Origin of the sequence: Streptomyces sp. NPDC012888, assembly GCF_042900645.1 — a bacterium.
Taxonomy (GTDB): domain Bacteria; phylum Actinomycetota; class Actinomycetes; order Streptomycetales; family Streptomycetaceae; genus Streptomyces.
On the sequence record NZ_JBIBBM010000002.1, the window covers coordinates 126,217 to 150,471 of the forward strand.

Below are 24,255 nucleotides of genomic sequence, written 5' to 3' on the forward strand. Positions count from 1 at the left end.
GCATGGCACCCCATCGAGCTCTTGCGACGAGCGCGGAGGTCATCGCCGTACGTCCGGGGAGCCCCCTCTCCGGTTCGGTCACGGTCGACGGCTCCAAGAACGCCGCCCTGCCGCTGCTGGCCGCCGCAGCAGCCGTGCGCCGGACCGTCCAGCTGCAGAACGTCCCCGCCAGCGCCGACGTCCACTGGATGCTCACCTTGATCCAAGGGGCGGGCTGGCACGTCGCCCGGGCCGTGGGACGGCCCGACAGCGTGGTGATCATGCCCCCTGACGTCGTACCCGCGGAACTCGACCTGGCCCCGGCCGCCCGGATCCGCGCGTCGTACTACCTGGTGCCCACCCTCCTCGCCATACAAGGGAGCGCCCGGCTGCCCTGGCCCGGGGGATGCCGGATCGGGGAGCGCGGCATGGACCTGCACTTCAAGGTGTACGAGGCGTTCGGCGACCGCGTAACCGTCCATGACGAGGGCTATGACGTCGAGGCCGGTCGACCCGCCACCGGAACGGTCTCCCACACGTTGCCGTTCCGGTCGCGCGGTGCGACGGTCGTCGCCGTCCTGCGTGCGGTCGTCGCAGGCCGTGCGCTGCGCCTCGGTCGGCCGAACCTGTCGCCGGAGGTCCTCACCGTGCTGGACGCCCTGCGCTCGGCGGGATGGGATGCCCGAGCCGGCGAACAGGTCCTGGACCTGAGCCCGGCAGCGGCATCACCGGCCGAGATGCCGGCTTGGCGCGTTCCGGGTGACAAGATCGAGGCAGGCACCCTGGCCTGCGCCGTCGCCGCCACCGGTGGGACCGCGCGCATCGAGGGCGTCCAAGGTCGGGATGTCGTGCCGTTGCAGGCAGCCCTACAGCGGCTGGGCATCCCCGCCGCGGTACGGGAAGACGTCCTCCTGGTCGACGGGAGCGCCGCCCGGCCGACAGGCCGCCCCCTTCGCGCCATCGCCACACTCGCCACCGGCGGTCTGGACGCCGACTTCGAACCTCCCCTGATGGCACTGGCCCTCGGCCAGCCCGGGACACACCTGTTCGCCGACTCCATCAACCCCGGCCGCCACGGGAACCTGCTGCCCCAGCTGGCCCGGCTCGGCGCGGAGATCGAGGAGATCTCCCCCACCGAATGCCGGCTGACCGGCCCGCAACGCCTCACCGGAGCCGGGGTCGAGGCCACCGACATCCGCACCGGCTCCGCGCTCATGGTCGCCGCGCTGACCGCCCGCGGAATCACCACCCTCGGCGGAGTCGACCAGCTCCGCCGAGGCCACGCCGACCTGCCCGGCAAGCTCCTCCACCTCGGCGCCGACATCTGCGAGGTCGCGCCATGAACCCGACCCGTTCCCTACGACGGATCATGGCCACCACCGACGTCCACTCCGCCTTCGGCGCCGACGGCCCGCTGCTCGGGCACCTGCACCAGGCGCGCACGGACAGTCTGCTGGTGGACTGCGGCGACTTCTTCGAGGGCACCGGGCACTACCGCCTCGGCCGGGGCGCGCTCGAACGGGACATCCTGCTCGCCCTGTACGACGTCGTCGCTCCCGGGAACCACGGTTGGCCGCACTACTTCGGGCCCGCCCTCCACCAGCGCACCGTATGTGCCAACGTCGTCGAGGCCTCCAGCGGAAACGCGCTCTTCCGACGTCTACGCATCGTGAACATCGCTGGCCGAAGGACGGCCGTCACAGCCGTGATCGGCCTGCAGGCGTTCAACTCGATCCCGGCCGGGCAGCGGTCCGCCCACCGCGTCACCGACCCCGTCCAGACTCTGCGCGAACTGATGCTCGCGCACCACCACGAGGTCGACTCCTGGGTCCTCCTCAGCCACTCCGGCTTCGAGCAGGACCTCCAGCTCGCCGAGGCGTGCCCCTTCCTCGATGTGGTCTTCGCCGGCCACTGCCACAGCGAACACACGGGACCCGAACGGGTCGGCAGCACCCTCGTGCTCAAGGGCCAGGAACTCGCCGTCGGCTACGCAGTCGCCGAGCTCTCCCCCGAAGGCTGGGTCGGACGGACCGCCCGTTTCCCCGACACCTCGGGATCCGTCCTACCGACCGAGTTGGCCTCCGTCCGTCAACAGATCGTCTCCGTCGACGCACAGCTGGCCGAGCCGCTGGGACGTCTCGTCGCGCCCTATCGGAACAAGCCGCTCGACCGCCACGCCCTGCTCCGCGAACTGGCCGGCTACGCAGCGGACTGGGCAGCGAGGCCGTCGTCCTCAACGAGACCGCCGTGCGCACAACGCTGCTGGGCGAAGTCCTCACCGCGGGTGACCTGCTGGCCATCGAGCCGTTCGACAACAACCTGGTCGAGGCCCAGGTCGCGCCAGCCTTCCGGCATGACCCCGCTGCCCTGCTCACTCACCTCACCGAGCAGGCCGGACCCCTGATTGCCTCCCCCGATCCGCTCCCCGCCGGCCTGGCGAGCGTGCTGACCACCGACTACCTCGCCGACACCTGTCTCAGCAGCCGAGCCCAGCCCTCGGGCCTCAGCCTCGGCTCGGCGATCCGGAGCATCCTCACCAACGGAGACGACCAGTGATCCTCACCGGACCCGAGATCGCCTCCGCCTCGAAGGACGGACGGCTGCGGATCTCCCCCTTCATTCCGACCCAGGTCAACCCGAACAGCTACAACGTCCGCCTGGGCGGGACTCTGCTCACCTACACCGACCAGGTACTCGACGCCCATCGCCCGAACCTCACCCGCCGCACAGAGATCGGCGACGACGGCCACGTCCTGCAGCCCGGCGAGCTGTACCTCGGCCACACCTTGGAGGAAGTGGGATCCGACCTCTTCGTCCCCCTGCTCTTCGGCCGTTCCTCCGTCGGCCGACTGGGGCTCTTCGTCGAGATCACCGCACCCATCGGTGACATCGGCTTCCACGGCCAGTGGACGCTGATGCTCACCCCGACCCGCCCCGTGCGCGTCTACGCCGGGATGAAGATTGGGCAGATCATGTTCTTCGTCTCCGAGGGCGCCATCGACCTGTACGAGGGCAAGTACCAGGCGGCCTCCGGGCCCCAGCCTTCCACGTACTGGCGTGACCTCGACGCCACGACGGTGACCTCGTGATCCTCACCGGACCGGCCATTGCCGCCGCCCGCGAGGCGGGCCGCATCACCATCGACCCGTACGACCCGAACCGCCTGTCCCCCAACGCGTACGACTGGCGCCTGGGCAGCACGCTCCGCGTCTGCGAGGGCGACCTCGACGCCGCCAGTCCCACCGCCTTCTCCGAACTCACCCTCCCCGACAACGGCTACGTCTTGGAGCCGGGCCACCTCTACCTAGGACACACCCTGGAGCGGACCGGCTCCGAGACATACGCCCAGCTCCTCAACGGAGACCGCACCACCGGCTCGCTCGGCATCTGGGTCCACGTCTCCGCCCCGCTCGGACACCAGGGCCACGCGATCCGCTGGACCCTGGAGATCCGAGCCACCCGCCCCGTGCGCGTCCGGCCCGGCATGACCTTCGGCAAGCTCGTCTTCCTCCGCACCCACGGCTCCCCGGCCAGCTACCAGCAGCACGGCCTCAAGTACCGCGCCAGCGAGGGCATCGAGACATCCCGCCTCTACGAGGAGAACCCCGGAGGCCACCGGTGAACCGCGTCGTCGCCACCGCCCTCGACCTGCCGTTCCCCAGCCCCGGCGGAAGCGTCGAACTCTTCCTCGACCTCTACGCCGGCACCCAACCCGCGATCCCCGCCCACGCCTTCATGCTCGCCCCCAACGGCGCCCGGCCCCACCCCCCAGCCGGCATCGACCTACTGCACGCATCCGGCAAGTGCCTCGACGGCCACGCCTTCAGCCGGTACGTCACCAACCTGCGCCACGCCATGACGGCCGCCATCGACCCGCACCAGATCAGCGTGCTGCACCTGCACCACCTGGCCTTCGGCGCCACTCCCGCCCTCCTGCGGGCCCTACCCGCCCACCCCCGGATCGCTTTCGTCCACGGCACCGACCTCCTGCACGCCGAGAACCACACCACGCAGCTGCGCGTTCTCCGCGAGACAGCCTCCGCTGCCGACGCGATCGTCGTCCCCACCGGCGCCATGGCCGACCGCCTGCTCAAACTCGCCCCCAAGACCGACAGGCACAAGATCGAGAAGATCCCCTGGGGCATCCCCGACCGCCTCCTCACCGGCCCACCGCCCCGGCCCGCCCGACGTCCCACGAGCCACCTGCGGATCCTCTTCGCAGGCCGCCTCAGCTCCGAGAAGGGCCTCGAACCCCTCCTCCAAGCCGTCGCGGCCACCCGCTCGGTCGAGCTGAGCATCGCGGCCCCGCGCGCCCAGTTCCTCGACCTCGCCCCGGTCCTCCGCCAGCTCGGCGTCCACGTCCGCTACCTCGGCTGGTTCCGCCGCGACCAACTGTGGAAGGCCTTCGCCGACCACGACGTCCTGGCCGTGCCCTCCACCACCGTGGAGGCCATGGGCCTCGTCGCCCTCGAAGCCCAGGCCTGCGGACTCCCCGTCCTTTACCAACCCGTCCCCGGCCTCAGCGAAGCCCTCTCCGGCACCGGCCTGGCCACCGACTTCACCAACCCCACCACCGCAGCCCACGACCTCCACCGTCTGCGCACCACCCCCGGCCTCCTGGAGATGCTCCGGGCATCCGGCCGCACCAATGCCGCCCGTTTCCCCCTCAGCACCACCGCCACGGCCATCGCCGACCTCGGCCGGCGACTCGCCTGACACCACCCGTGGCGCAGCCGGCACCGCCCCGGCCGCGTCACTAACCTGGCCAGCGGACCACCCGCGGCCCACGACGATCGGGAGACCATGACCCACACCACCGACCGGATCGAAGACCTCCTCCAGACCGGCGTACGCGACGAGGTCTACCCCGGCGCGGTGTGGGCCGTCGGGAACGCCGACGGCATGCAGGCCAGCGGAGCCGTCGGCCTCCTCGACCCCGACCACCCGGACGAGCCGATGCGGCTGGACACCGTCTTCGACGTGGCCAGCCTCACCAAGATCCTCGCCGTCTGGTCCACGATCGGCACCCTGGTCGAAGAGGGAAAGCTCCAGCTCCACACCCCGCTGGGCGCCTTCTGGGACGAAGTCGCAGGGCATCCCCTCGCGCCGGCCACGGCCCACCACCTGCTCACCCACACCGCCGGCCTGCCGCTGCGCGCCAACCTCAAGAACCTCTACGGCACCGACCCCCAGGACATTCGCGACGGCGTCCTCCACGAGGCCCTCCACCGCCCGCCGGGCGAAGCCGTCGAGTACACCGACCGAGCCGCCCTCGTCCTCGGCTACCTCGCCGAACACCTCTCGGGCCAGCCCCTGGACCAGCTCGCCACCGACCGCATCTGGCGCCCCCTGGGCATGACGCAGACCCGCTTCGGCCCCCTCCCCGATGCCGAGGCGGCCCGCTGCGCCCCGACCGAGTACGACGCGACCACCGGCACCCACCTCAAGGGCACCGCCCACGACTTCTCCGCCCGCCTCCTCCGCGGCGTCTGCGGCATCGCCGGCACTTTCTCGGTCCTCGACGACTTCACCCACTTCCTCTGCCACATGCTCAAGCCCACCCCGGCCACCTTCAGCCCCAGCTGGATCAAGGAGTCCCTCCGTATCCAAACAGGCGGCCTCACCCCCGCCCGCGGCCTCTTCTGGCATCCCGAGCCCGGCACCGAACCCAAGGAGGACATCTGGGTCCACTACGGCTTCACTGGCACCGGCATGTGGATCAGCCCGGAGCAGGCCCGATGGGCCGTCCTCCTCACCAACAAGCTCCGTTTCAACCGCGACCGCGAGCCCTTGGCCGGGATCCGCAACGCCTTCTGTGCCTCCGCCTTCTCATAGACGAGGTGTACGAAGACCCCAACTGTCAGCGGCCAGTGGCACAATTCAGCCATGTGGAACAACGAAGAGTTCCGTATGGCAGAGGGTGCCCACATAGTCGGGCACCAAGGCGATTCCTTCGAAATCCAGGTCACCGTACCCACCGACGACGACGGGTTTCTCGGCCGCGAGTGCCCGCACTGCACGATGACCTTCCGTATCGACGCAGACGACTACCAACGGCTTCCAGACAATCTGACGCTGTGCGTCTACTGCGGCCACCACAGCGGCCATTCAGACTTCATGACCACGCAGCAGCAGGAACGTCTGCTGCGTGTCGCCGAGGATCTGGGCACCCAGATCGTCAGCCGGTCACTTCACGATATTTTCGGCGGCCTCGCCCGCAAGAGCTCGCGAAGAAGCTCGGTGTCCTTCTCCTCCAAGCCCGGGAAGCCCTTCTACCCCAGGCCTCTTCCGGGTATCGACGAGGAGCGCCTGGTACGGGTCCGAACCTGTCCCGGCTGCCGGGTCAAGTACGCCGTCTTCAGCGAGCACCGCTACTGTCCCGTCTGCGGCGAATTGCCAGCGGCGTCGGTCGCGTTCGATGCCCTCCAGGCCGATACCGCTCGCCTGGACGCACTCGAAGCGATTCCCGCGGATGTCAAGGCTGCCCTTTGTGAGCAGGGAGTGTTCTCACGCAACTGGGTGGACACTATCGAGAACGTGGTGGGGATCGTCGAAATCCTGGCGTCCTCTCTGTTCAAGGCTTCCGTGCATGACGCAGATGCCCGGCTCCGCGGAAAAGGCAACGTCTTCCAGCGCTTGGAGGACCTGGCCGCGCTCTTCACCGACGCCGGCTTTCCGGATGTGCGGACCGCGCTCGCATCGGACACCTGGGACCGCCTCCTCCGTACCTGGGCAGCACGTCACGTCTTCACGCACAACGATGGCGTGATCGACCCGAAGTACCTGACCCGCGTCCCCCGCACGCCCCTCCGTGTCGGACAGCGCCTCACCCTCGACGACCCGACCTGCCGCCGCGCGATCGAGGACACAACCTTGTTGTGCACAGCGCTGACCGAGCTGACATCGTGAAACTACGACCACTCTTCGTGGGGGCTGACTTCAAAGTCCGGCTATCAGGGGGAGCTACTCGTACGTCTCTTTCCGAAGGGCGCGGTGCCGCCGGTCGCCCTGCCCGGCGCCGTTCACCGCGTTAAGAGACGGGAGCACCGCACCGTTGTTCCACAGCCCAAGATGATCACGGTGGACGGCCACGACATCGTTCTGCAGGGCGCAGCGTTCGGCAGGGCCGCTGAAGTACGCGGTGGTGACGAAGACAGCAACTTCGGCCTTGAAGTGCATCTGCGAGCCAAGGAGGTTACGAACCTCTCCATTGGAGATCTTCCGTTTCGGGTTGTACCGCTTGCACTGGATCACCATCGTGCGGCCATCGGGCAGCCGTCCGCGCACGTCGGCACCGTTATCCCCTGTGCCGCCGACGCGGCGGACATCCGTACAGCCGTCCCGCCTGCAGAGGTCGGCCACGAAGTCCTCGAACTGCGTGCCATCCATCACGTCGACCTCGGCGAGCGTCCGATGGCCCGTCCTGACGGCTTCCTCGTGGCGCCACCGCCGATCGCCGCCCCGGACCATGCGGTCAGTCTTCCACAACCACCAGCCTCCACCGCCGACCGCGCCGAGGGCCAACAATCCCACTGCATAGGGCCAGATCGTCGACCAATACGTCAGGAGCAGCGCCAATGCGACGACGCCACTCCAGGCACCCGCCTTGAGCCGGGCTTCCCGGCGCTTCCGCGATGCCGACCGACGCTTCTTGCGTGCTGCCACCCAATTCCTCCCCGCCTCCGAGTAACAGTCTCGGCAAGACGGCGCGTGTCAGTAAGGGCGCCTGCCGGCCATGGCTCGTTCCCTGCGACCTCCCGCGATGCAGCCGAGGCCAGCGAGGCGACCCTGAGGGAGACTTGCCAGCGCGCCACTCCCGACGGTAGGGACCTGCATCGTCATGTGCCTGCATACGCCCTGTGTGCGCCCCTCCTGCAGCACGTAGCTTGCGACGTTGGTCTGACCCGTGGAAGCCGTAGGGGGAACAGGTTGAAGCCAGCCGCTGACGTACTCAAGGACCTCGTCCAGCCGTCGAACATCTCGATCCACTCCAGTTCGGCCTTGGTCGGCAGCGTCGACGCCGCCGCAGCCGAGGATGACAAGGCACGCGAGGAGAAAGAACTCGACCAGCTCCGTCGAAAGCCCGAGCTCCGGCCCATCCCCGCGAAGGAGCTGGACCGGACCGTCCAGCTGACGCCCTGGGACGTGCTACACACCCTCGGCCAAGGCATCGCCCTCTCACGGCGGGGCGCCAGCCGTGGACTCGCTGAGCACTGGGGTTCCCTGAAATACAGCCAGGCTCTGGCCGGCAGCATCAACTCGTTCATGACGCTCTCCGCGGAGGGCCGGGAAACGGCCGACTACTACAAGGCGATCCAGTCCGGGGAACTCGGGACCGGCTTCGCCCTGACCCTTGCCCGGCAGCTCCTGAGCCGCCGCTACCCGGACCACTCGGTCTCGATCGTCCCCGCGGACACTGCACTGCGGGCCGGCTGGGCTTTGACCAGTCGCGACGCGGGCCATCGATCTGGCTACCGCTACCGGCCACAGTTCTTCGCCGAGATATGGAAGCCCGGAGAGGCGCCGAGGGTCCTTCCGATCGCCTGCAAGGGCAACCACAGCAACGCCGCCGCCTCTCACACCCAGCTCGCGTCCGCTTCTGCGCACGTCGAGGCGGTGCACATCGGCCCGTGGAACGAGACACCGGCCCTCGTGTTCAGTACGGAACTCCCCACCGAAGGCGTGCTCACGGTGCACGCCTTGCACGCCCGCGGAACTGGTGGCCGACTGACCGACTCGATGGATGCCCCCGATACCCGTCTTGACCACCGTCTTGAGGACGCGAACAACTTCCCGGGCATCCAACCGCCGGCCGAGGGCGAGCGGAAACCGGAGTCGCAGCTCGGCTTCCACGTACAGCCGGAGCACTATGCCTGGTTCCGGCAGGTCCTCGCCCGAACCGCGGCGGCCGGACTGACGGCCTTCGCTGGCGACGGCGCCGCTACGGCCCAGTACCTGACCAAACGGCAGGGCCAGCGCCACTTCGCCGACCCCACCCACGCCGCCACCGACAGCGTCCAGGACGCGAACCAACGACTCCTCGACATCGACTTGGCACCGACCACGTGTTCCGCCTCAACAGGACCCGGGTCGAGGCCTTCTCCGGGGTCGCGAACGACCTCTTCCGCCACCTCGCGAAAGGCCGCGTCGAGCAGTACCGCACGGAAATCCACGCCCAGCGGAAGAGCTGGCCCCTCCTGGCCTGGGATTCGGAGTGGGACGGCCCCGTATCCGTCCACCAGGACGGCTCTGTGCTCGCCATGCGGGTGTTGCCACAGGCCTGAGGGCCCGCATGGCCGGTGTCGCTCCCTAGAAGCAAGGGGTCGACACCAAGGAAGGGGATGACGCCGACGACGCTTCGCGTCCTGCTACCAGCCAGCCCTCGACTGTTCAGAGTGCCGCCCGCCGCCTTGGTAAGCACCCAGAAGGCCCTACTCCGTCAACCGAGCCGCCTTACGCCCTGTCCTCCCCACCCATGCGCCTTTAGATGGACTACGCCATCGGGGCTGCCTGGAACTCGCTCGCGCAACCGACTCTCCCGAGCTCCCGGCTTGATTGCCCCCAGATACGTAGAGCGCCGGGGCACCGCTACCGAAGGTCGGCGGATCTCCACGAGGAACTCGCTGGGATCAAGGTGATTCAGCCCAGATGAAGCTCATATTTCGCCATTTTCCAGAGACAGGTTGCCCCTGCTACTGCTCATCCCGATCCTGGAACGTTCGCCACCAGCCGGGAGGAGAAAAGTGAACGTACCGCGACGTCACGCGAAGAACCCCGACGTCATCGGCCAGACTGCCAGCCTGATCGGCTTCCTCAAGGAGGTCGTGCAGAGCAGCAACCAACGACTTCGTGATGACCGCCGCTCAAGGGAGCGGTTATGGCTGGTCGCCATGCCCCCCTCGGTACGACGCCCGTCCGACCGACTCGACGGGCTGCTGTTCACGCTTGACCACGTTCCGCAGACATCGCCGCCCCCACTCCCGGATCTGCTGGATGGATGGGTGTCCACGGAACGCTGCCAGGACGCGGACGGCGGTGACCCGCCGCTTGAAGCTGAAGGACCGGGGCAGGGACTCGTGCCCGCAGCGGACGGCAGCCAATCCTGGGAACAGGCGGCGGAGCAGACCGTCCGCCGAGAGGATGCGGACGAGGTACTCCGAGCCTACGGTCCCTGGCTAACGCGCTGGCGGAAGTGGGCGGAGAGGGAGCGCGCGGAGCGAGCCCTTCGGGAGCTGTACGACCAGGTCTACGGGTGGCACCAGAAGCTGACCCAGCAGGATGATCAGCTAGAACTCGTGCTCGCCACAGGGCTCTTGACTTGGAGCGATCCACGTGGTGACGCCATTCACCGTCACCTGCTCACCCACCGCGTGGAGACCTTGGTGGACCGGAAGACCGCCAGGCTCACAGTGCGGCTCATGGCCGAGGGAGCCGTGCGGCTAGAGGATCAATCATTCCTCGACACCGATGACGGCTGGGCGCCCGAACGCTCGGCTGCGCTCACCGAGGAGATCGCAGCCCAGTCACTGCACCTGCTTGGATCTGAGGCCTTGGAGCAGTTGGCCCAGTGGCAGGAGCGGGTACTGCAACGGCCCGTGTCCTTCAGTGCGGAGTGGCAGCCGCCCCGCGAGCCCGAAGCAGGCGCGCGTCTCACGTACGCTCCCGCACTTGTGCTGCGTCCACGGGACCGCAATGCTCTGCTGGGCTTCTACGACCGGATCGCGGACAGCGTGTCCTCCGAGGGACACGCGCCTCTGGGCCTCGCCCAGCTAGTACTGCCGCTGAACTCCGAAGAGCGCGTGAACTGGGACGGCCGCGAGATTCCGCCCCTATTCGGGGACGACCCGCTCTTCCCAGGAAAGACCAACGAACGTCAACGCAGTGTCCTGCGGCGGCTGGAGCACGACACGGGCGTGGTGGTTCAAGGCCCACCGGGCACCGGCAAGACCCACACGATCGCCAATCTGGTCTCCGCGCTGCTGGCGCAGGGGCAGAGGGTCTTGGTGACCAGCGCCCGCGACCAGGCCCTGACGGTCCTGCGGGACAAGCTTCCTACCGCCGTACGGGACCTGTGCGTCCTCCTGCTGAGCTCGGCACGGCAGGACGGGGCGGACGAGCTGGAACGCACGGTCAACGCTCTCACCGATCAGGTCGCCGCGAGTGACCCTGAGCAACTGCAGGACGAGATCCATCGACTCTCCGCCCGCCGGGAGGAGGTGCGGGGAAGGATCAGCACGCTCACCGAGCAGGTGATCGCACTGCGGGAGGCCGAGGTCTACCGGCACCCGGAGATCGCACCGGGATACGCCGGCACTCTCGCCGCAATTGTGCAGCGTGTGCAAGAAAGCGCCGGACATCACTCCTGGATCGGTCTTGTGCCGGCTGACGGCCCGACCCCGTCTGTCCCTCCGCTGTCCCCCGCGCAAGCGGTGGAACTGCTGAGCCTGCTGCGCGACGGTGCGGCTGAGCCACGCGCCGGTGGCACTCTGCCAGATCCCGACGGCCTCCCCTCCCCCGAAGCCTTGGCCCAGGCACTCTCAGCCAGCCGCGTCACCGACGAGGGCCTGTCCTCCGGGGCGGTCCGCATCCGTGGCGATCTTGCCAGGCTCGACAGCTCTGTCACCGATGAGCTGACCTCTCTCGTGGATTCCTGCCGTACGGCTCTGCACCACCTCGGTCTGTCTCCGCAGGCCACACAATGGGATGAGGACAAGTGGGCCACCAAGGCCCTCACCGACCGACTCTCCCGTGAGAACCTCGCCCTGTGGCGTCGCGTGTCCGGACTTGCCGATCAACTCGTCGCGATCTCCGAGCGGCTGAACGAACAGGGGATGACGCGCGTCACCGTGCCCGGACAGCTCTCCACGGAACAAGGGGATGCGATGCTCACGGCGGGTTCTGCGCTGCGCGAGCACCTCGTCTCGGGTGGCAAGCTGCGAGTCCGCGGCAGCTTCCGTGCCTCGCGGGCGCAGAAGGCCGCGCAGGACCTCCTCGACACGTGCACTGTGAACGGTCACTCACCCGAAACGCTGGAGGACCTCGACGCCGCCCTTGCTCACCTCCGCGCCCGCTCCGCCGTTGCCACGCTTGCGGAGCGGTGGGGCCAAGTGCAGGTGCCCGTATCCGAAGGGCCGCTGGAAGTTCGGCTGGCGTCGCTGACGGAGGCGTACGCGCGCCTGGAACATGTCGACACGTTCGGCGCCGGCCGCGAGCGCATCGACGAGCTGCTCGTACATCACGGGATGCACATCGCCCTCACCTCCAGGTCGGCATGGCAGGACTTCACCGGCGCCCTCTCTGCGGTCTCCGGCCGACGAGCGGCAGACGAGGCTACGGCCCAGTTGCTTGCTTGGGAGGAACAACTGCGCACACCGGTGGACGGCTCCCACCCCACCACCGAAGCTGTGGCCGCCGCCCAAGCCGTTCGGGAGCAGGACATCGACCGATACGCCAAGGAACTTGAGGCGCTGCGGGAGGCTCATCGGCGTGAACACCGCCGGCGTCGATGCGCCATGCTACTCGAAAGCGTCCGCCGGGCCCACCCGCTGCTCGTTGACCAGCTGACGCACGACCCTGGTGACCGGGCGTGGGAAGCTCGCCTGGACTCGCTGGCGGAGGCGTGGGCCTGGGCGGTGGCTTCTGCCTTCGTCCACCGTCAGCGCACACCAGGACGCGAACGTCAGGTCGAAGGCGAACTGGCGCAGTGTGAGCGTCACCTGGAGGACATCACCGGTGAACTCGCCGCCACCTGGGGAAGGTGGCACTGTCTGCATCGCATGACGCAAGAGCAGCGGTCAGCGCTCCAGGCGTACCGCAACCACATGTCCTCGTACGGCAAGGGCAAAGGGCGCGGTGCGGGCCGCTACCGTGCCGCGGCATACGACGCCATGAAGACGGCGCAGGAAGCGGTTCCCGCGTGGGTCATGCCCATCTCCCAGGTCGCCGAGATGGTGCAACCGAGGCGGGACGCGTTCGACGTCGTCATCGTCGACGAGGCTAGTCAGGCCGGCATGGACGCCTTGTTCCTGCTGTGGCTGGCGCCCCGCGTCATCGTCGTGGGGGACGACAAACAGTGCGCGCCCCCACTCAGTGGCATGGGCCGGCACCAGGCGATCCATGACCGGCTCGTCTCGCACCTGCCGGACATGCCGCCGAGGCTGCGCACGCTGTACGGACCTTCCACCAACCTCTACCAGCTCCTGTCCACCTTCTTCCCGAAGGTGATCCGGTTGGAGGAGCACTTCCGTTGCATGCCGGAGATCATCGGCTGGTCTTCGCAGACCTTCTACAACAACAAGCTGCAGCCTCTGCGCCAGTACGGCGGTGAGCGCCTCGACCCCCTCGTGACCCACTTCGTCGAAGGGGCCGTTACCCAGGGGCGCGACAGCAGGATCCGCAACCCGAAGGAGGCCGAGGCCATCGTCGACTGCCTGGCCAGGCTCGTAGCGGACCCTGACTACCGCGACCGGACCATGGGCGTCATCACCCTTCAGGGGTCGATCGGTCAGGTCAAGCTCCTGGAAAAGCTCATCCAGGAACGTATCCCGGCGCCGATGCTTGAACGCCACCAGATTCGTGTGGGCAGCCCGGCGTCGTTCCAGGGAGACGAACGGCACGTCATCCTGCTGTCGATGGTCGTCACCGATCCGCCGCGCATCACGGGAGGTGCCCGCAGCGAACGACAGGCATACAACGTCGCCGCGTCCCGGGCACAGGACCAGATGTGGCTCTTCTACTCGGTACCGCCGGACCGATTGAAGAGGGAGGACATGCGACTCAACCTCCTGTCCTATATGGAGAACCCGCCATCCGCACTTGCCGGCTCCGAAGACATCGGAGAGGTAGCGGGCGATGTGCCGCAGAAGCCCTTCGAATCGCTCTTCGAGCAGCAGGTCTACCTGCACCTGAAGGCCCGCGGATATCACGTCGTCCCGCAGTATCCGGCAGGGAACAAGCGCCTCGACCTCGTCGTCGTAGGGGCACGTGGGCGCCTGGCCGTGGAGTGCGACGGCGACCGGTATCACTCGACACCCGAGCAGATCCGGCATGACCAACGGCGCGACCGTGAACTCCAACGCGTCGGCTGGACGTTCTGGCGGATTCGCGAGAGCGAGTTCCGATTCGACCCTGATGAGGCGTTGTCCGGCCTGTGGGATGAGCTCGAACGACTTGGCATCCATCCGGCCACATTCGAGGGGACCAGTGACCGGACCCGATCGTCCGCCACACCTACCAGCGCGCAGTGGACCCCCTTCGACCTCTCCTCCGACGAGGGCCTGGCCGACGACACGGCGGAGGCACCCGAGGACCCGGGTACAGACGATCTGGCCAACACGCTCCGCAAGGCAGAAGACAACGAAGTCGACAACGAAATCGACGACAGCACGGAAGGCTCGGCATGACTGCGCAGTCCCCACTCGGCATCCTCGACGCCAACACCCTGGAGGAGCTCGCGCGCGTCATCTGCGGCGACGACCACCTCTACTACCGCAAGGGTTTCGAGATCGCACGCTTCCTGGAACACGCCGGCTGGCAGCGGGTGCCGGAGTACAACGGCGAGTACAGGATGGAATGGACGCTCGCCCGGCTCAGCGAACGCCGAGAAGAGCCCACCGAGCTGGAACGGGTTCTGCTTCGCCTGGCCGACCCTCGCGAATACCTTGACGAGCCGGACCAGCTCCCTGCTGTTGTCTCCGCGGTCAACGCCTTCCTGGTCTACGAGGGAGCACGCCTGGAGAATCCTGGCGGCCGCCCCCGTCTCGTCGCCTGTGACCCCTCCCTTGCCCACCCGGGTAGCCAGGGCCCTACCGAACTCAGCGCAGCCATGACCGATCTCATCAGTGACCGGAAGATGGCCGCCCTGCTCCAACACCGCTTGGACGAGGCACGCACCTGCTACGCCAATGGCGCTCACGTTGCCGCCATCATCATGCTCGGCAGCCTGCTGGAAGGCGTCATGGTCCATGTGGTGCGCGAACGCGACGCCTCACGACTCGGCAGTACGTCAGCGGATAGGGTCACCCTGGACGCTTTGATCAAGACCTGCCACGACGCAGGATGGATCGGTGCCGACGTAGAGCGCTTCTGTCACGAGCTGCGCAAGTACCGCAACTTCGTCCATCCGCGAGCAGAGATCCGCGAGGCCCACACCCCGGATCGCGACACGCTGGACATGTGCTGGCCCGTGGTCAACGCAGTCCTGAACGACCTCGCCGCCTCCCAGCCGAAGACGGCCACGCCAAAACCAACCGCCTCGCTCGTCCGACCCGTGCCCCGGCCATCGTCAGCAGCGCGGCCAGCACGCCGACCCTGACGTCGGGGCGCGGTTGGTTCGGCCATTGCCCTTCAACAGCAGGTCGTAATGGCCGATCCGAGGGGTACGAAGACTCATGGGGCCAAGGACGGCCAGGGTGAATGTGGGCGGTGAGCGGACCGATTTTCCCTCGAGGATGGGATCGTTCTACGCCTCCACCACGTCGGGCGGCGGGCGACTCGGACCAGTACGAGTCGCCCGACACGCTCCGGCTCGCTTCCGCGGGGAACCGCTCCTCTGACGCACAGCTGGAACGGTCTCGTCGGCAGGCCGAGCGGGCGCAGCAGGAGGCGGAACAGGACTCAACCATGACGCACACCTCCGCAGGTGGTGCCCAGACGCGTTGCAATCAGGCAGGGATGACAAAGGCTGGCTCGTAGCCCTGTGCTGTTCGGACATCTTCGTACACCACGGTGGGGCGCAGCCGGTTCCATCGGTGGCCGAGAAGGAGGGCGAGTCCCACGGGACAGGCGAGAAAGAGATGGATTCGAGGGGTGGTGCGGGTGGGACGACGAAGGGCGTCGCGAATGCCGACGGCGAGGGCGTTGGCGATTGAGAAGACGGAGCCCTGTGTCGCCCGTCCAGTCGGTCAGGTGCGTGGGCTGGGGCCGGTCAAAGGGCCACAGGGGGAGTGTGCCCTGCCAGCTTCCGCCGCCTTCGGCGTCGTAGGCGAGGTCGGAGAAGGCAGCGGGGATCTCATGCTGGTCTCGTTCGAAGCGGCGTGGCTCGGCGGCCCACCACGGGATGGGTGCCGGCCGTATGGGCCTTTGAGGGCCGGGGGTGGTCGTCATCCCTGGGGTGCGTCCTTGATCGGCCGGGGGGTGATGAGAGCAGGTGCGCTGGTTATGAAGGCCGGGGCTGCGGTGATGGGGCTCGCGGGCTTGGACGGTGCGGGGAAGGAGTCGCCCAGGATCTCCTGCCACAGCCGAAGAGCGTCGTCGGTGTTGCCGGCCGCAGCGGCCGCGCAGGCCCGGTCGGCGAGCTCGGCGGCTTCGGTGAGCGCGGTATGCAAGCCGATGTAGTCGAGGTCGGGCTGGATCTCACCGCACAGGCCAGCGGGGTCGCTCACACCCTCGTGCACACGTGCTGCAGCGGCGGTGAAAAAGGTGCGCAGCCCATTGGACCGGTTACCGGACGAGGGCATGCAGTTCAGGGCGAGGACTTCCATGACGAGCGACTTGACGCGGCCGGTGACCGGAACGTCGTGGCGCCACTGCTTGAGGACGCGGACGAGCGGGCGGAAGTGCTCCCAGTCTCGCTGGCGTTTGGCCACGAGGTTGATCAGGTGCTCGGGATCGGCGGGTACCCAGGTCTGGGTGAGCTTCTCCGGGATGAGGAGGGTGCCGTCAGTCTGCCGGAGGGCAGGCATCACGTCGACGGTGAACCCTGACTCGTCCTTGGGGTCGTCGAGGAAGCACTTGACTGCGTGGTTCCTCGGCAGTGCCAGCCTGACTTCGTTGCCGTGAGTGCCGTTGGTCTTGCCCAGGAGTCGGTTGATCTGGCCGCGGGTGTGGTCCAGGGCATGTTCGGCGCTCAGGCCAGCGCTGCCCCAACCGGGGTGGTGGGAGGCGTCGTGGACAACGATGATGTCGACGTCGTGGATGGGCCTGAGCTGGGTGCTGCGGCTGAGCGACCCGGAACCGAACGCCTCGGCGACATCGGGCTCGCCCTTCAGCGCCGCCTTGAACAGGTCACGCCGGTCTCGGGCGAGCCTGGTCTGGCCCACGTCCTCGTTGACGCTCTTCTGGAACTCGTCGAACGATTCGTCGATCCCCATACCTGCCTCCTCGGCCTTGCGGGTCCAGCCCGTGTTCCACACCGAGTTCGGCCGCCTGGTGGGGCAGGCTTCGTCCGTGTTCGGGAGGCATCGGGCCGCTCTCATCCAGCGTAGGCGTCGCCACTGACAACGCACCCAAGTGGACGATGCGCAATCGGGCGTCCGTGGCCGAGTAGACGGGGCCCGTTCTCGTTGGGCGGCCGGCGGGTGGAATGGCGACAGGGTCGGGAAAGCTTGTGAGCACCCAGGGCGGCGCCGGAGACGCTCGCCTGGTGCCGGATGGGCTCGTGACCTCGCGGTAGGGACTGGTTGAGGGTGGGGACTCCCTTATCGGCGGAACCGAGATGCTGTGCAGACCGGATCAGGTGTCCGACCAATCCGGGCGTGGCGGTGGACTGTCGCAGACCAAAGAGTCACTGCCTTCTTCTCCACGCCCTGATACAGCAGGAAGGTTGCCCGTTCTTGGGGGCACTTCAGGGACACTTCGATCGACTGACGGCAGGTTCGATGGGAGCGGGGATGCGGGATAGCGGTCTGCGGCAGCTGAGACGTCTACTGTTGTCACGAGAAGGCGGGGGAACAGTGCTGATGGCGGGCGCTACGGCGGTCGCCCTGGGCGTCGTGCCAACCATCCTCGAGCAGTGGACAAGCCAAGTCTGGATCTTCGGGCTGGTGTTCCTTGCCGGTCTGGCCACAGTGCTGATGGGCTGGCTGATGCGTCGGCCGAAAGGGCTGGGAGTTGTTCTCTCGCTCTACTCTCCGGAGCGGACACAGCGCTCACGGGTCGGCGTGTTCAAGGCCGCGTCCCGAAGCGCCCACACCAACACTCTCGTGATCGACCGATCCATACTCTGGCCCGCCGGACAGGGTGAACGTGTTCCAGCCTCCGTCGTCGACGTCGCTGCCCGCCTGATCGATGCACAGGTCGAAGAGCTCAGGGAGACCAATCGTGACGAGTCTGACGTCGTGCTGTATCCGCTTGCGCACCTGAGTGACGGGTTCCTTCTCGGTCGGCGCCTCTCCGACGATCCCCAGCTGTCCCTGAGTCTGATGCACCTCTCACGCCGAAGGGGGCGTTCGGTGGTTCTGGGTATCCAGCTGGACTCCGAACTGCGGGGCCCTGTCTCTCCACGTCAGCAGCCTGATCTCCGCGCATCTGGCCGACGCCGCCAATCCAGTGCCGCACCTCGTTGAGGTAGCCGCCACCCCAGGTCAGGCACCCCATCGCATTGCACTCATCGTACGTCTGACTCCGCTGGACTCGATGGTCACCGAGGCGCTTCAGGTTGTCACCACCGGCCGCCACGCCCCGGATTCACCACGTGTCGGATACCAGCTCATGGGAAGCGGCGGGGAGCCGGATGTCGACGGCTTCGGCGCATACCTTGTCATTGAGATCGGCGCCTTGGGTCTACCGGACGACCCGAAAGTCTTCGTGGCGGTAACGATGCATATCAACCGTGCTTGGCGCGCAGCACGCCAGGAGTGGGCGACCCGCACCGGAACAGCCGCACCCGTCGAAGGACGGCTGTTCTTCCACGGCCCCCTTCCCATCGCTATGGCTCTGGGTTGGGTATGGAGTAGAGAGCCGATCGACATAGTTCATCACTCGGCATTCGAACTGCCGCTGAGGTAGACAGCGCTACGCATGCCCTGCAGACAGGAGACGAAGGGTACACACCCGGGCGAGTTCGAGGAGCCTTGCCACATCAAGAGTCACGCTGCGCAGCATGCGCAGGCGCAGCAGGGCAACGCTCGGCGAGCGGGTGCACGCTGTGGGAGCAATTGTCGCTGGGGAGAATCTGGGGGGAATGAAGCCGCCCTGGGGAGCGCATGGGGAGAGTCGACCGCCCAAAACGGCATCACCGTGAAAGCTCCAGAAACGAGCGAAGCCGCAGGTCAGTCCGCCTCCTACAGCGATCCGCGCAGGTCAGTTCGCTGAGGGCGATGACTTCAAGAAGATCTCCTCCTGGGCCGCCATCCTCTTCGCCCCCACCCTGGTCGGCACGATCTACGGCATGAACTTCGAGAACATGCCCGAACTGCACTGGGCCGGCGGCTACCCCTTCGCGATCCTCCTGATGGCCGTGGTCTGCGTCAGCCTCTACGTCATCTTCAAGAAGCGCGACTGGCTGTAACAGCCGCGCACGACCCGCCAGTGGCCCCGTGGAGACCATCCGCCGGGCTGAACGGGCGGCACAGCGTCTGCTGTACCACCCGTCCCCGATGTCCGTAGACCACCGCTGTCGGACCCCGTGGCTAGCCTGTCCCGGTGACGCCCACCGATGCCCGACAGCTCCCCACCGTGCCGGCCACTGCTTCGCACCGCACCAGCGCCGGTCAGCGACTGCCGTGATCGAACTGGCCGCCCAGGAGTTCCCCGACTTCGACGACGTGACCATGGAGATCTGCCGCTGAACCCGGCGCCCGCACCATCGCGCCACCGGCGATCCACGTCAGCACAGCGAGGGCTTCACGGGCTCGCCACACGGCGGCGCGAGCGGGCCCCTCACGGCAGGAGATGACTTCCGATTGTGATGACACGATGACGGATTGCTGTTGCAGAACGGTCATTGAGTGGGCGTCAGATCAGAGGTGATACTTCGGACCCCGGCGGCGTGTGTGTCGTGGGGATCGCTTGTCTTTCAGGGGGAAATGACGTGCGCACATTTCGCTATCGGTCGGCGGGGGTGGCCGCAGCGGCCGCTGTCGTCGCCGCCGCGCTCGTGACGGGGGTGACGGCGCCCGTCGTGGCCGCGCCGGCCGGGGCCGGGACGTCCGACGCCCGGGCGGGGCGGCAGGGGTTCAGCCAGGTGACGCTGATCACCGGGGACCGGGTCACCGTGGACGGGGCCGGGCGTCCGGTCGGGTTCCAGCCGGCCAAGGGGCGCGAGAGGATACCCGTGTCGGTGCGGACCGACCGGGGGCGGACCGGGTTCGTGCCGCTCGACGCCAAGCGGCTGATCGACTCCGGGCGGCTCGACGCCCGACTGTTCGACCTCACCGAGCTGACCCGGCCCGAGTACCGCGAGGCCCGGGGCGACCGGTTGCGGCTGATCGTCCGCTACGAGGGGACGGGCGCCCCGGCTGCCAGGTCCGCCCTGCGTTCCGCCGGCGCCGTCGGCGACGGCCGTACGTACGGGCTACTGAACGCGGAGGCGGTCAGTGCGGGTCCCGCGAAGGCCGCCGCGCTGTGGGAGGCCCTCACCGACCGGGTGGCCGGCACCGCCCGGCGCGCCACCGCCGCCGGCATCGGCTCCGTCTGGCTCGACGGCGTACGCACCGCCCGCCTCGACAAGAGCACCCGGCAGATCGGCGCCGACAAGGCATGGGCGGCCGGCTACGACGGCAAGGGCGTGAAGATCGCCGTCCTCGACACCGGCATCGACGCCACCCACCCCGACCTCGCCGGGAAGGTGCTCGCCGCGCGGGACTTCTCCGGTTCGGGCAGCGCCGCGGACCGCCACGGCCACGGCACCCACGTCGCGTCCATCGCCGCCGGTACGGGCGCCAAGTCCGGGGGCCGGTTCAAGGGCGTCGCCCCGGGCGCCGAGCTGCTCAACGGCAAGGTCCTGGGCGACCACGGCTTCGGCGACGACTCCGGCATCCTGGCCGGCATCGAGTGGGCCGTCGCCCAGGGCGCGCAGGTCGTCAACCTCAGCCTCGGAGGCGCCGACTACCCGGGGGTCGACCCGCTCGAAGCCGCCGTGAACCAGCTGTCCGCCGAGAAGGGCGTGCTCTTCGCCATCGCCGCCGGCAACCAGGGGCAGTCCGGTCCCGGTTCGGTGGACTCGCCGGGCAGCGCCGACGCGGCCCTCACCGTGGGCGCCGTGGACGGTGCCGACGTCCTCGCCGACTTCTCCGGCACGGGCCCCCGCGTGGGCGACGGCGCCGTCAAGCCGGACGTCACCGCCCCGGGCGTGGACACCACCGCGGCCGCCGCCCCGGGCAGCCTGCTGGTGGGCCGGTACGGCGAGAACCCGGCCGGCTACCTCACGATCTCCGGCACCTCCATGGCCACCCCGCACGCCGCCGGCGCCGCCGCGCTCCTGAAGCAGAAGCACCCGAAGTGGACCGGCGCCCAGCTCAAGGGGGTCCTCGCCGGCTCTGCCAAGCCCGGCCCGTACCACGCCTTCCAGCAGGGCAGCGGCCGGATCGCGGTGGACCGGGCCATGGGTCAGAGCGTGGTCGCGGAGCCGCTCTCGCTGGTCTTCGCCGGCGGGCAGTGGCCGCACGAGGACGACGCCCCCGAAAGCCGCAAGGTCACCTACCGCAACCTGGGCACCGCCCCCGTCACCCTGAACCTGTCCGCCACCGTCAAGGGCCCCGACGGCAAGCCCGCCCCGGCCGGTTTCCTCGCCTTCGCCAAGCCCACCCTCACCGTGCCCGCCGGGGGCACCGCCTCGGTGAACCTCACCCTGAACACCCGGCTCGGCGGTTCCGTCAACGGCCGGTACAGCGGGCACGCGGTGGCGACCGCGGGCGGGCAGACCGTCCGTACGCCGGTCGTCGCCGAGCGGGAGGTCGAGTCGTACGACCTGACCGTCCGGCACACCGGCCGGGACGGCAAGCACGCCACCAGCTACACCACCGCCGTCTGGGGCGTCAGCGGGCTCGCCGCCACCAGGCGTTTCGAACTCACCGAGAACTCCGGCACCGAGACCCTGCGCGTCCCCCGGGGCGGTTACCTGCTCGACTCGCGCCTCGTGGTGAACCCTGACGAGTTCGGCACGGGCCTCGACTGGATCTCCCAGCCCCGCCTGGACGTCACCCGGAACACCACGGTCACCCTGGACGCCCGCACCACCAAGCCGGTGGACGTCACGGTGCCCTCGGCGTCCGCCGCCCAGGAGTTCGTCACCCCCAACTACGAGCTGCGGACCGGCGGCGACAGCTACGCCTTCGGCTGGTGGCTGAACTCGTACGACCGTCTGCGGACCCGCGGCCAGGGCCCCGAGCCGGCCGCCGGCAGCACCCTGGTCCAGCTGTGGGACACCCACTGGCGGGACGGCGACGACGAGTACCACGCCGCGCTCGGCGGCCGGGTCACCAGGCCCGCCACCGGCTACGTACGGCACCTGACCGCCGCCGACCTGGCCACCGTCGTCATCGACCAGGCGGCGTCCGCCCCCGACAAGCAGGGCGTCGTACGGGCCGTCGGCAGGGTTCCGGGGACGGCGGGCGGCAGCGCGTCGCCCGCCGTGCGGCCCCTGCCGACCACGGTGAAGATGTACCTGTCCGCGGTCGACGGCGCCACGTGGCAGCTGACCGCGACCCAGTTGGGCGTGGACGGCAACGGTGACGGCCGCGAGGAGGCCGAGTACGGCGTGGAGCGCGCCTACGCGGGCGGCCGCACCCACCAGGAGCGGTTCGGCGGCACCGTCGTCGGCCCGCGGGTGCACGCGGCGGCCGGTCTCGGCCTCTACCGCGAGGGCGACCGGATCTGGGGCACGCTGCCGATGCTCGCGGACGGCGCGGGCCACGACGGCGCCGACTTCCTCGCCAAGGGCAGGACGGTGCTCTACCGCAACGGGGTCGTCGCGGGCGACCAGGCCCTCGAACTCCGCGACGCCGAGCCGTTCGCCGTGCCGTCGGGCGAGGCCTCCTACAAGCTGGTGGCCACGTCCACCCAGCCCGAGTCGGTGACCCGCACCTCGTCCAAGGTGACGGCGACCTGGTGGTTCCGCTCCGGCACCACCGCGGCCGGCACCCCGGCGCGGCTGCCCGCCTCGGTCGTCCGGTTCACGCCCCAGGTGCGGCTGGACGGCACCGTCAACGGCGGCCACCCGCACCGCGTACCCGTCACCGTCCAGGGCCCGGCGGCCGGTGCCGGCCTCAAGTCCCTGACGGTGTCCGTCTCCTACGACGACGGGTACACGTGGAAGTCCCTGCCGGTGCAGGACGGCGCGGTCACCGTGCAGACCCCTCCGGCGGGCGGCCACGTCTCGCTGCGCGGCACGGTGGTCGACACGGCCGGCAACAAGTCCGAGGTCACCGTCATCCGCGCGTACCTCACCGACTGACCGGCCCCGGTCCACTCCACTCGTTGCGCGGCCCCGGAGGCGATCACCTCCGGGGCCGCGCGCCGTTCGGGAACGGAGCGGAACGGAACAGAAGAACAGAACAGAATGGAACGGGAGACGGAACGAGCCTCAGAGCAGGTCGGCGAGGGGCTCGACCGTCTCCCAGCGGGAGAGGTACTCGGTCGCCGCGTGCGGGTCGGAGTTGCGGTTACGGACGTGGCGGGTTCGTTCCAGAACGGCGTCGTCGTCCGGGAACAGGCTGCGCAGCCGGAGCGTGGCCACGATGAAGTCGTCTCGGTCGGCGACGTTCACCCAGCGCTTGAGGTGGGCCGGCGAGCGCAGCGGCTGCGGGCGCAGGCGCCGGTGGACGATCGAGCGCAGCCCGAGCGGCGAACCGAAGGTGACGAGCAGCGGCAGCGGCTGTTCGAGCCGGTGCAGGGCCTCGTAGGCGACGACCGTGCCGAGCGAGTGCGCCAGGACCACCCGGGTGTCAGGCGTCACCTGCGACAGCACCGCGTCGATGGCGCCCTCCCGCACCCGCTCGTCGTCCAGGTACGCCGCGACCTGTCCGAGGTGGAAGGCCCCGGTGCTGCTCAGCGCCGCGAAGCCCGAGCGGGCGACGGGGCCGAGGCGCCCCATCACCGAGATCAGCATGCGCAGCGGCGCGTACGGGCCCTGCTCGGGGCCCACGTCGACGGTGAGTTCCTCCAGGGCGTGGGCGGCCCGTTCGCTGTCGCGCGGGTCGGAGGCGTGCCGGCTGATGTTGTCGATGATGTCGCGGGCGACCTGCTCCCCTGTGACCGCCATCGGCGCGGGCAGCGGTACGTCGAAGTCGTCCCGTGGTGCGTAGGGCCGGTAGAGGTCGCGGTAGTAGGCCATGGAGACGGTCACGGCCCCGCCCTCCAGGCGGTCGGCGGCCCCGGCTCGGTCGTTGCCGCGCAGGGTGCGCGCGAGGGCGCGGGTCCAGTTCTCGCGGAGCCGCTGTTCGGTCTCGTCCCCGGGTCCGATGCCGTGCACCATGACCAGCTCTGCCATGTGTCTCCCCGTTCAGCGTGTGTGGTCCGTCCGCCCCGACGGCGGTGCGGGTAACCGCCGTGCACTACTTAACCACCCCGAGTTCCTTGCCCGTCAACGGAGTTGAGGGACCGTCCGACGGCGATAAT

Annotated in this window: 16 protein-coding genes and 2 pseudogenes; 14 read left to right on the plus strand and 4 right to left on the minus strand. The window is 68.7% G+C overall.

What is annotated here, in order from left to right; translation table 11 throughout:
* Positions 1 to 2 precede the first annotated feature (2 nt).
* From ACFY61_RS03090 to ACFY61_RS03120, 7 genes and pseudogenes are all read left to right on the plus strand, one after another.
* Positions 3 to 1,322 (plus strand): UDP-N-acetylglucosamine 1-carboxyvinyltransferase, encoded by a 1,320-nt coding sequence (locus tag ACFY61_RS03090; protein ID WP_389466230.1) that lies wholly within the window; start codon positions 3 to 5, stop codon positions 1,320 to 1,322.
* Positions 1,319 to 2,535, plus strand: a pseudogene (locus tag ACFY61_RS03095) (metallophosphoesterase). Before ACFY61_RS03090 ends, ACFY61_RS03095 begins: the two are co-directional and overlap by 4 nt.
* Positions 2,532 to 3,068, plus strand: coding sequence for a dCTP deaminase (dcd, locus tag ACFY61_RS03100; RefSeq protein ID WP_389466233.1), 537 nt, complete (start codon positions 2,532 to 2,534; stop codon positions 3,066 to 3,068). Before ACFY61_RS03095 ends, dcd begins: the two are co-directional and overlap by 4 nt.
* Positions 3,065 to 3,601, plus strand: a complete 537-nt coding sequence (locus ACFY61_RS03105; RefSeq protein ID WP_389466235.1) for a deoxycytidine triphosphate deaminase — start codon at positions 3,065 to 3,067, stop codon at positions 3,599 to 3,601. The genes dcd and ACFY61_RS03105 overlap by 4 nt, the downstream gene beginning before the upstream one ends.
* Complete coding sequence (locus tag ACFY61_RS03110) at positions 3,598 to 4,695, plus strand: glycosyltransferase family 4 protein (protein WP_389466238.1); 1,098 nt, start codon at positions 3,598 to 3,600, stop codon at positions 4,693 to 4,695. The genes ACFY61_RS03105 and ACFY61_RS03110 overlap by 4 nt, the downstream gene beginning before the upstream one ends.
* 87 nt (positions 4,696 to 4,782) lie before the next feature.
* Positions 4,783 to 5,814, plus strand: a complete 1,032-nt coding sequence (locus ACFY61_RS03115) for a serine hydrolase domain-containing protein (RefSeq protein ID WP_389466241.1) — start codon at positions 4,783 to 4,785, stop codon at positions 5,812 to 5,814.
* Between the two features lie 51 nt (positions 5,815 to 5,865).
* On the plus strand, positions 5,866 to 6,888 hold the full coding sequence (locus ACFY61_RS03120; RefSeq protein WP_389466243.1) for a hypothetical protein: 1,023 nt from the start codon (positions 5,866 to 5,868) through the stop codon (positions 6,886 to 6,888).
* A 54-nt stretch (positions 6,889 to 6,942) separates the two neighbouring features.
* Here ACFY61_RS03120 and ACFY61_RS03125 read toward each other — a convergent pair whose 3' ends face one another.
* Positions 6,943 to 7,644, minus strand: coding sequence for a restriction endonuclease (locus ACFY61_RS03125; protein ID WP_389466245.1), 702 nt, complete (start codon positions 7,642 to 7,644; stop codon positions 6,943 to 6,945).
* A 264-nt stretch (positions 7,645 to 7,908) separates the two neighbouring features.
* Between ACFY61_RS03125 and ACFY61_RS03130 the strand changes: the two genes are divergently transcribed.
* From ACFY61_RS03130 to ACFY61_RS03140, 3 genes are all read left to right on the plus strand, one after another.
* Positions 7,909 to 9,324 carry a hypothetical protein gene (locus tag ACFY61_RS03130; RefSeq protein WP_389466248.1) on the plus strand — a complete coding sequence of 472 codons (1,416 nt, stop codon included), beginning with the start codon at positions 7,909 to 7,911 and terminating at the stop codon, positions 9,322 to 9,324.
* A 398-nt stretch (positions 9,325 to 9,722) separates the two neighbouring features.
* Positions 9,723 to 14,381 (plus strand): AAA domain-containing protein, encoded by a 4,659-nt coding sequence (locus ACFY61_RS03135; RefSeq protein ID WP_389466251.1) that lies wholly within the window; start codon positions 9,723 to 9,725, stop codon positions 14,379 to 14,381.
* The gene (locus ACFY61_RS03140; RefSeq protein WP_389466253.1) at positions 14,378 to 15,292 is read left to right on the plus strand and encodes a hypothetical protein; all 915 of its coding nucleotides are present in this window, start codon (positions 14,378 to 14,380) and stop codon (positions 15,290 to 15,292) included. Before ACFY61_RS03135 ends, ACFY61_RS03140 begins: the two co-directional genes overlap by 4 nt.
* Positions 15,293 to 15,641: 349 nt before the next feature.
* Here the strand turns inward: ACFY61_RS03140 and ACFY61_RS03145 are convergent, their stop codons facing one another.
* Both ACFY61_RS03145 and ACFY61_RS03150 read right to left on the minus strand, forming a co-directional pair.
* Positions 15,642 to 15,845: an SAVED domain-containing protein gene (locus tag ACFY61_RS03145; RefSeq protein WP_389466995.1), complete on the minus strand. Its 204-nt coding sequence runs from the start codon at positions 15,843 to 15,845 to the stop codon at positions 15,642 to 15,644.
* Positions 15,846 to 16,079: 234 nt separating this feature from the next.
* Positions 16,080 to 17,069 carry a hypothetical protein gene (locus tag ACFY61_RS03150; protein ID WP_389466256.1) on the minus strand — a complete coding sequence of 330 codons (990 nt, stop codon included), beginning with the start codon at positions 17,067 to 17,069 and terminating at the stop codon, positions 16,080 to 16,082.
* 582 nt (positions 17,070 to 17,651) lie between these two features.
* On the opposite strand from ACFY61_RS03150, the gene ACFY61_RS03155 reads away from it, so the two are divergent.
* The 4 genes and pseudogenes from ACFY61_RS03155 (at position 17,652) to ACFY61_RS03170 (ending at position 23,092) form a co-directional block, all read left to right on the plus strand.
* Positions 17,652 to 18,263 (plus strand): hypothetical protein, encoded by a 612-nt coding sequence (locus ACFY61_RS03155; protein WP_389466258.1) that lies wholly within the window; start codon positions 17,652 to 17,654, stop codon positions 18,261 to 18,263.
* Between the two features lie 70 nt (positions 18,264 to 18,333).
* Entirely contained in the window at positions 18,334 to 18,705 is a 372-nt protein-coding gene (locus ACFY61_RS03160) for a hypothetical protein (protein ID WP_389466261.1), read from the plus strand.
* A gap of 316 nt (positions 18,706 to 19,021) precedes the next feature.
* A pseudogene (locus tag ACFY61_RS03165) lies at positions 19,022 to 19,207 on the plus strand (CorA family divalent cation transporter); the annotation flags it as partial.
* Positions 19,208 to 19,729: 522 nt separating this feature from the next.
* Entirely contained in the window at positions 19,730 to 23,092 is a 3,363-nt protein-coding gene (locus tag ACFY61_RS03170) for a S8 family serine peptidase (RefSeq protein WP_389466264.1), read from the plus strand.
* A gap of 129 nt (positions 23,093 to 23,221) precedes the next feature.
* Here ACFY61_RS03170 and ACFY61_RS03175 read toward each other — a convergent pair whose 3' ends face one another.
* A complete protein-coding gene (locus ACFY61_RS03175) occupies positions 23,222 to 24,127 on the minus strand; it encodes a hypothetical protein (RefSeq protein WP_389466267.1) in 906 nt (301 codons plus the stop codon).
* Positions 24,128 to 24,255: the final 128 nt, after the last annotated feature.

Coding starts and splice junctions, on each gene's coding strand:
- ACFY61_RS03090 (WP_389466230.1), top strand. CDS start 3: ATGGCACCCCATCGAGCTCTTGCGACGAGCGCGGAGGTCATCGCCGTA.
- ACFY61_RS03115 (WP_389466241.1), top strand. CDS start 4,783: ATGACCCACACCACCGACCGGATCGAAGACCTCCTCCAGACCGGCGTA.
- ACFY61_RS03120 (WP_389466243.1), top strand. CDS start 5,866: ATGTGGAACAACGAAGAGTTCCGTATGGCAGAGGGTGCCCACATAGTC.
- ACFY61_RS03140 (WP_389466253.1), top strand. CDS start 14,378: ATGACTGCGCAGTCCCCACTCGGCATCCTCGACGCCAACACCCTGGAG.
- ACFY61_RS03150 (WP_389466256.1), bottom strand. CDS start 17,069: ATGGGGATCGACGAATCGTTCGACGAGTTCCAGAAGAGCGTCAACGAG.
- ACFY61_RS03160 (WP_389466261.1), top strand. CDS start 18,334: ATGGTCACCGAGGCGCTTCAGGTTGTCACCACCGGCCGCCACGCCCCG.
- ACFY61_RS03175 (WP_389466267.1), bottom strand. CDS start 24,127: ATGGCAGAGCTGGTCATGGTGCACGGCATCGGACCCGGGGACGAGACC.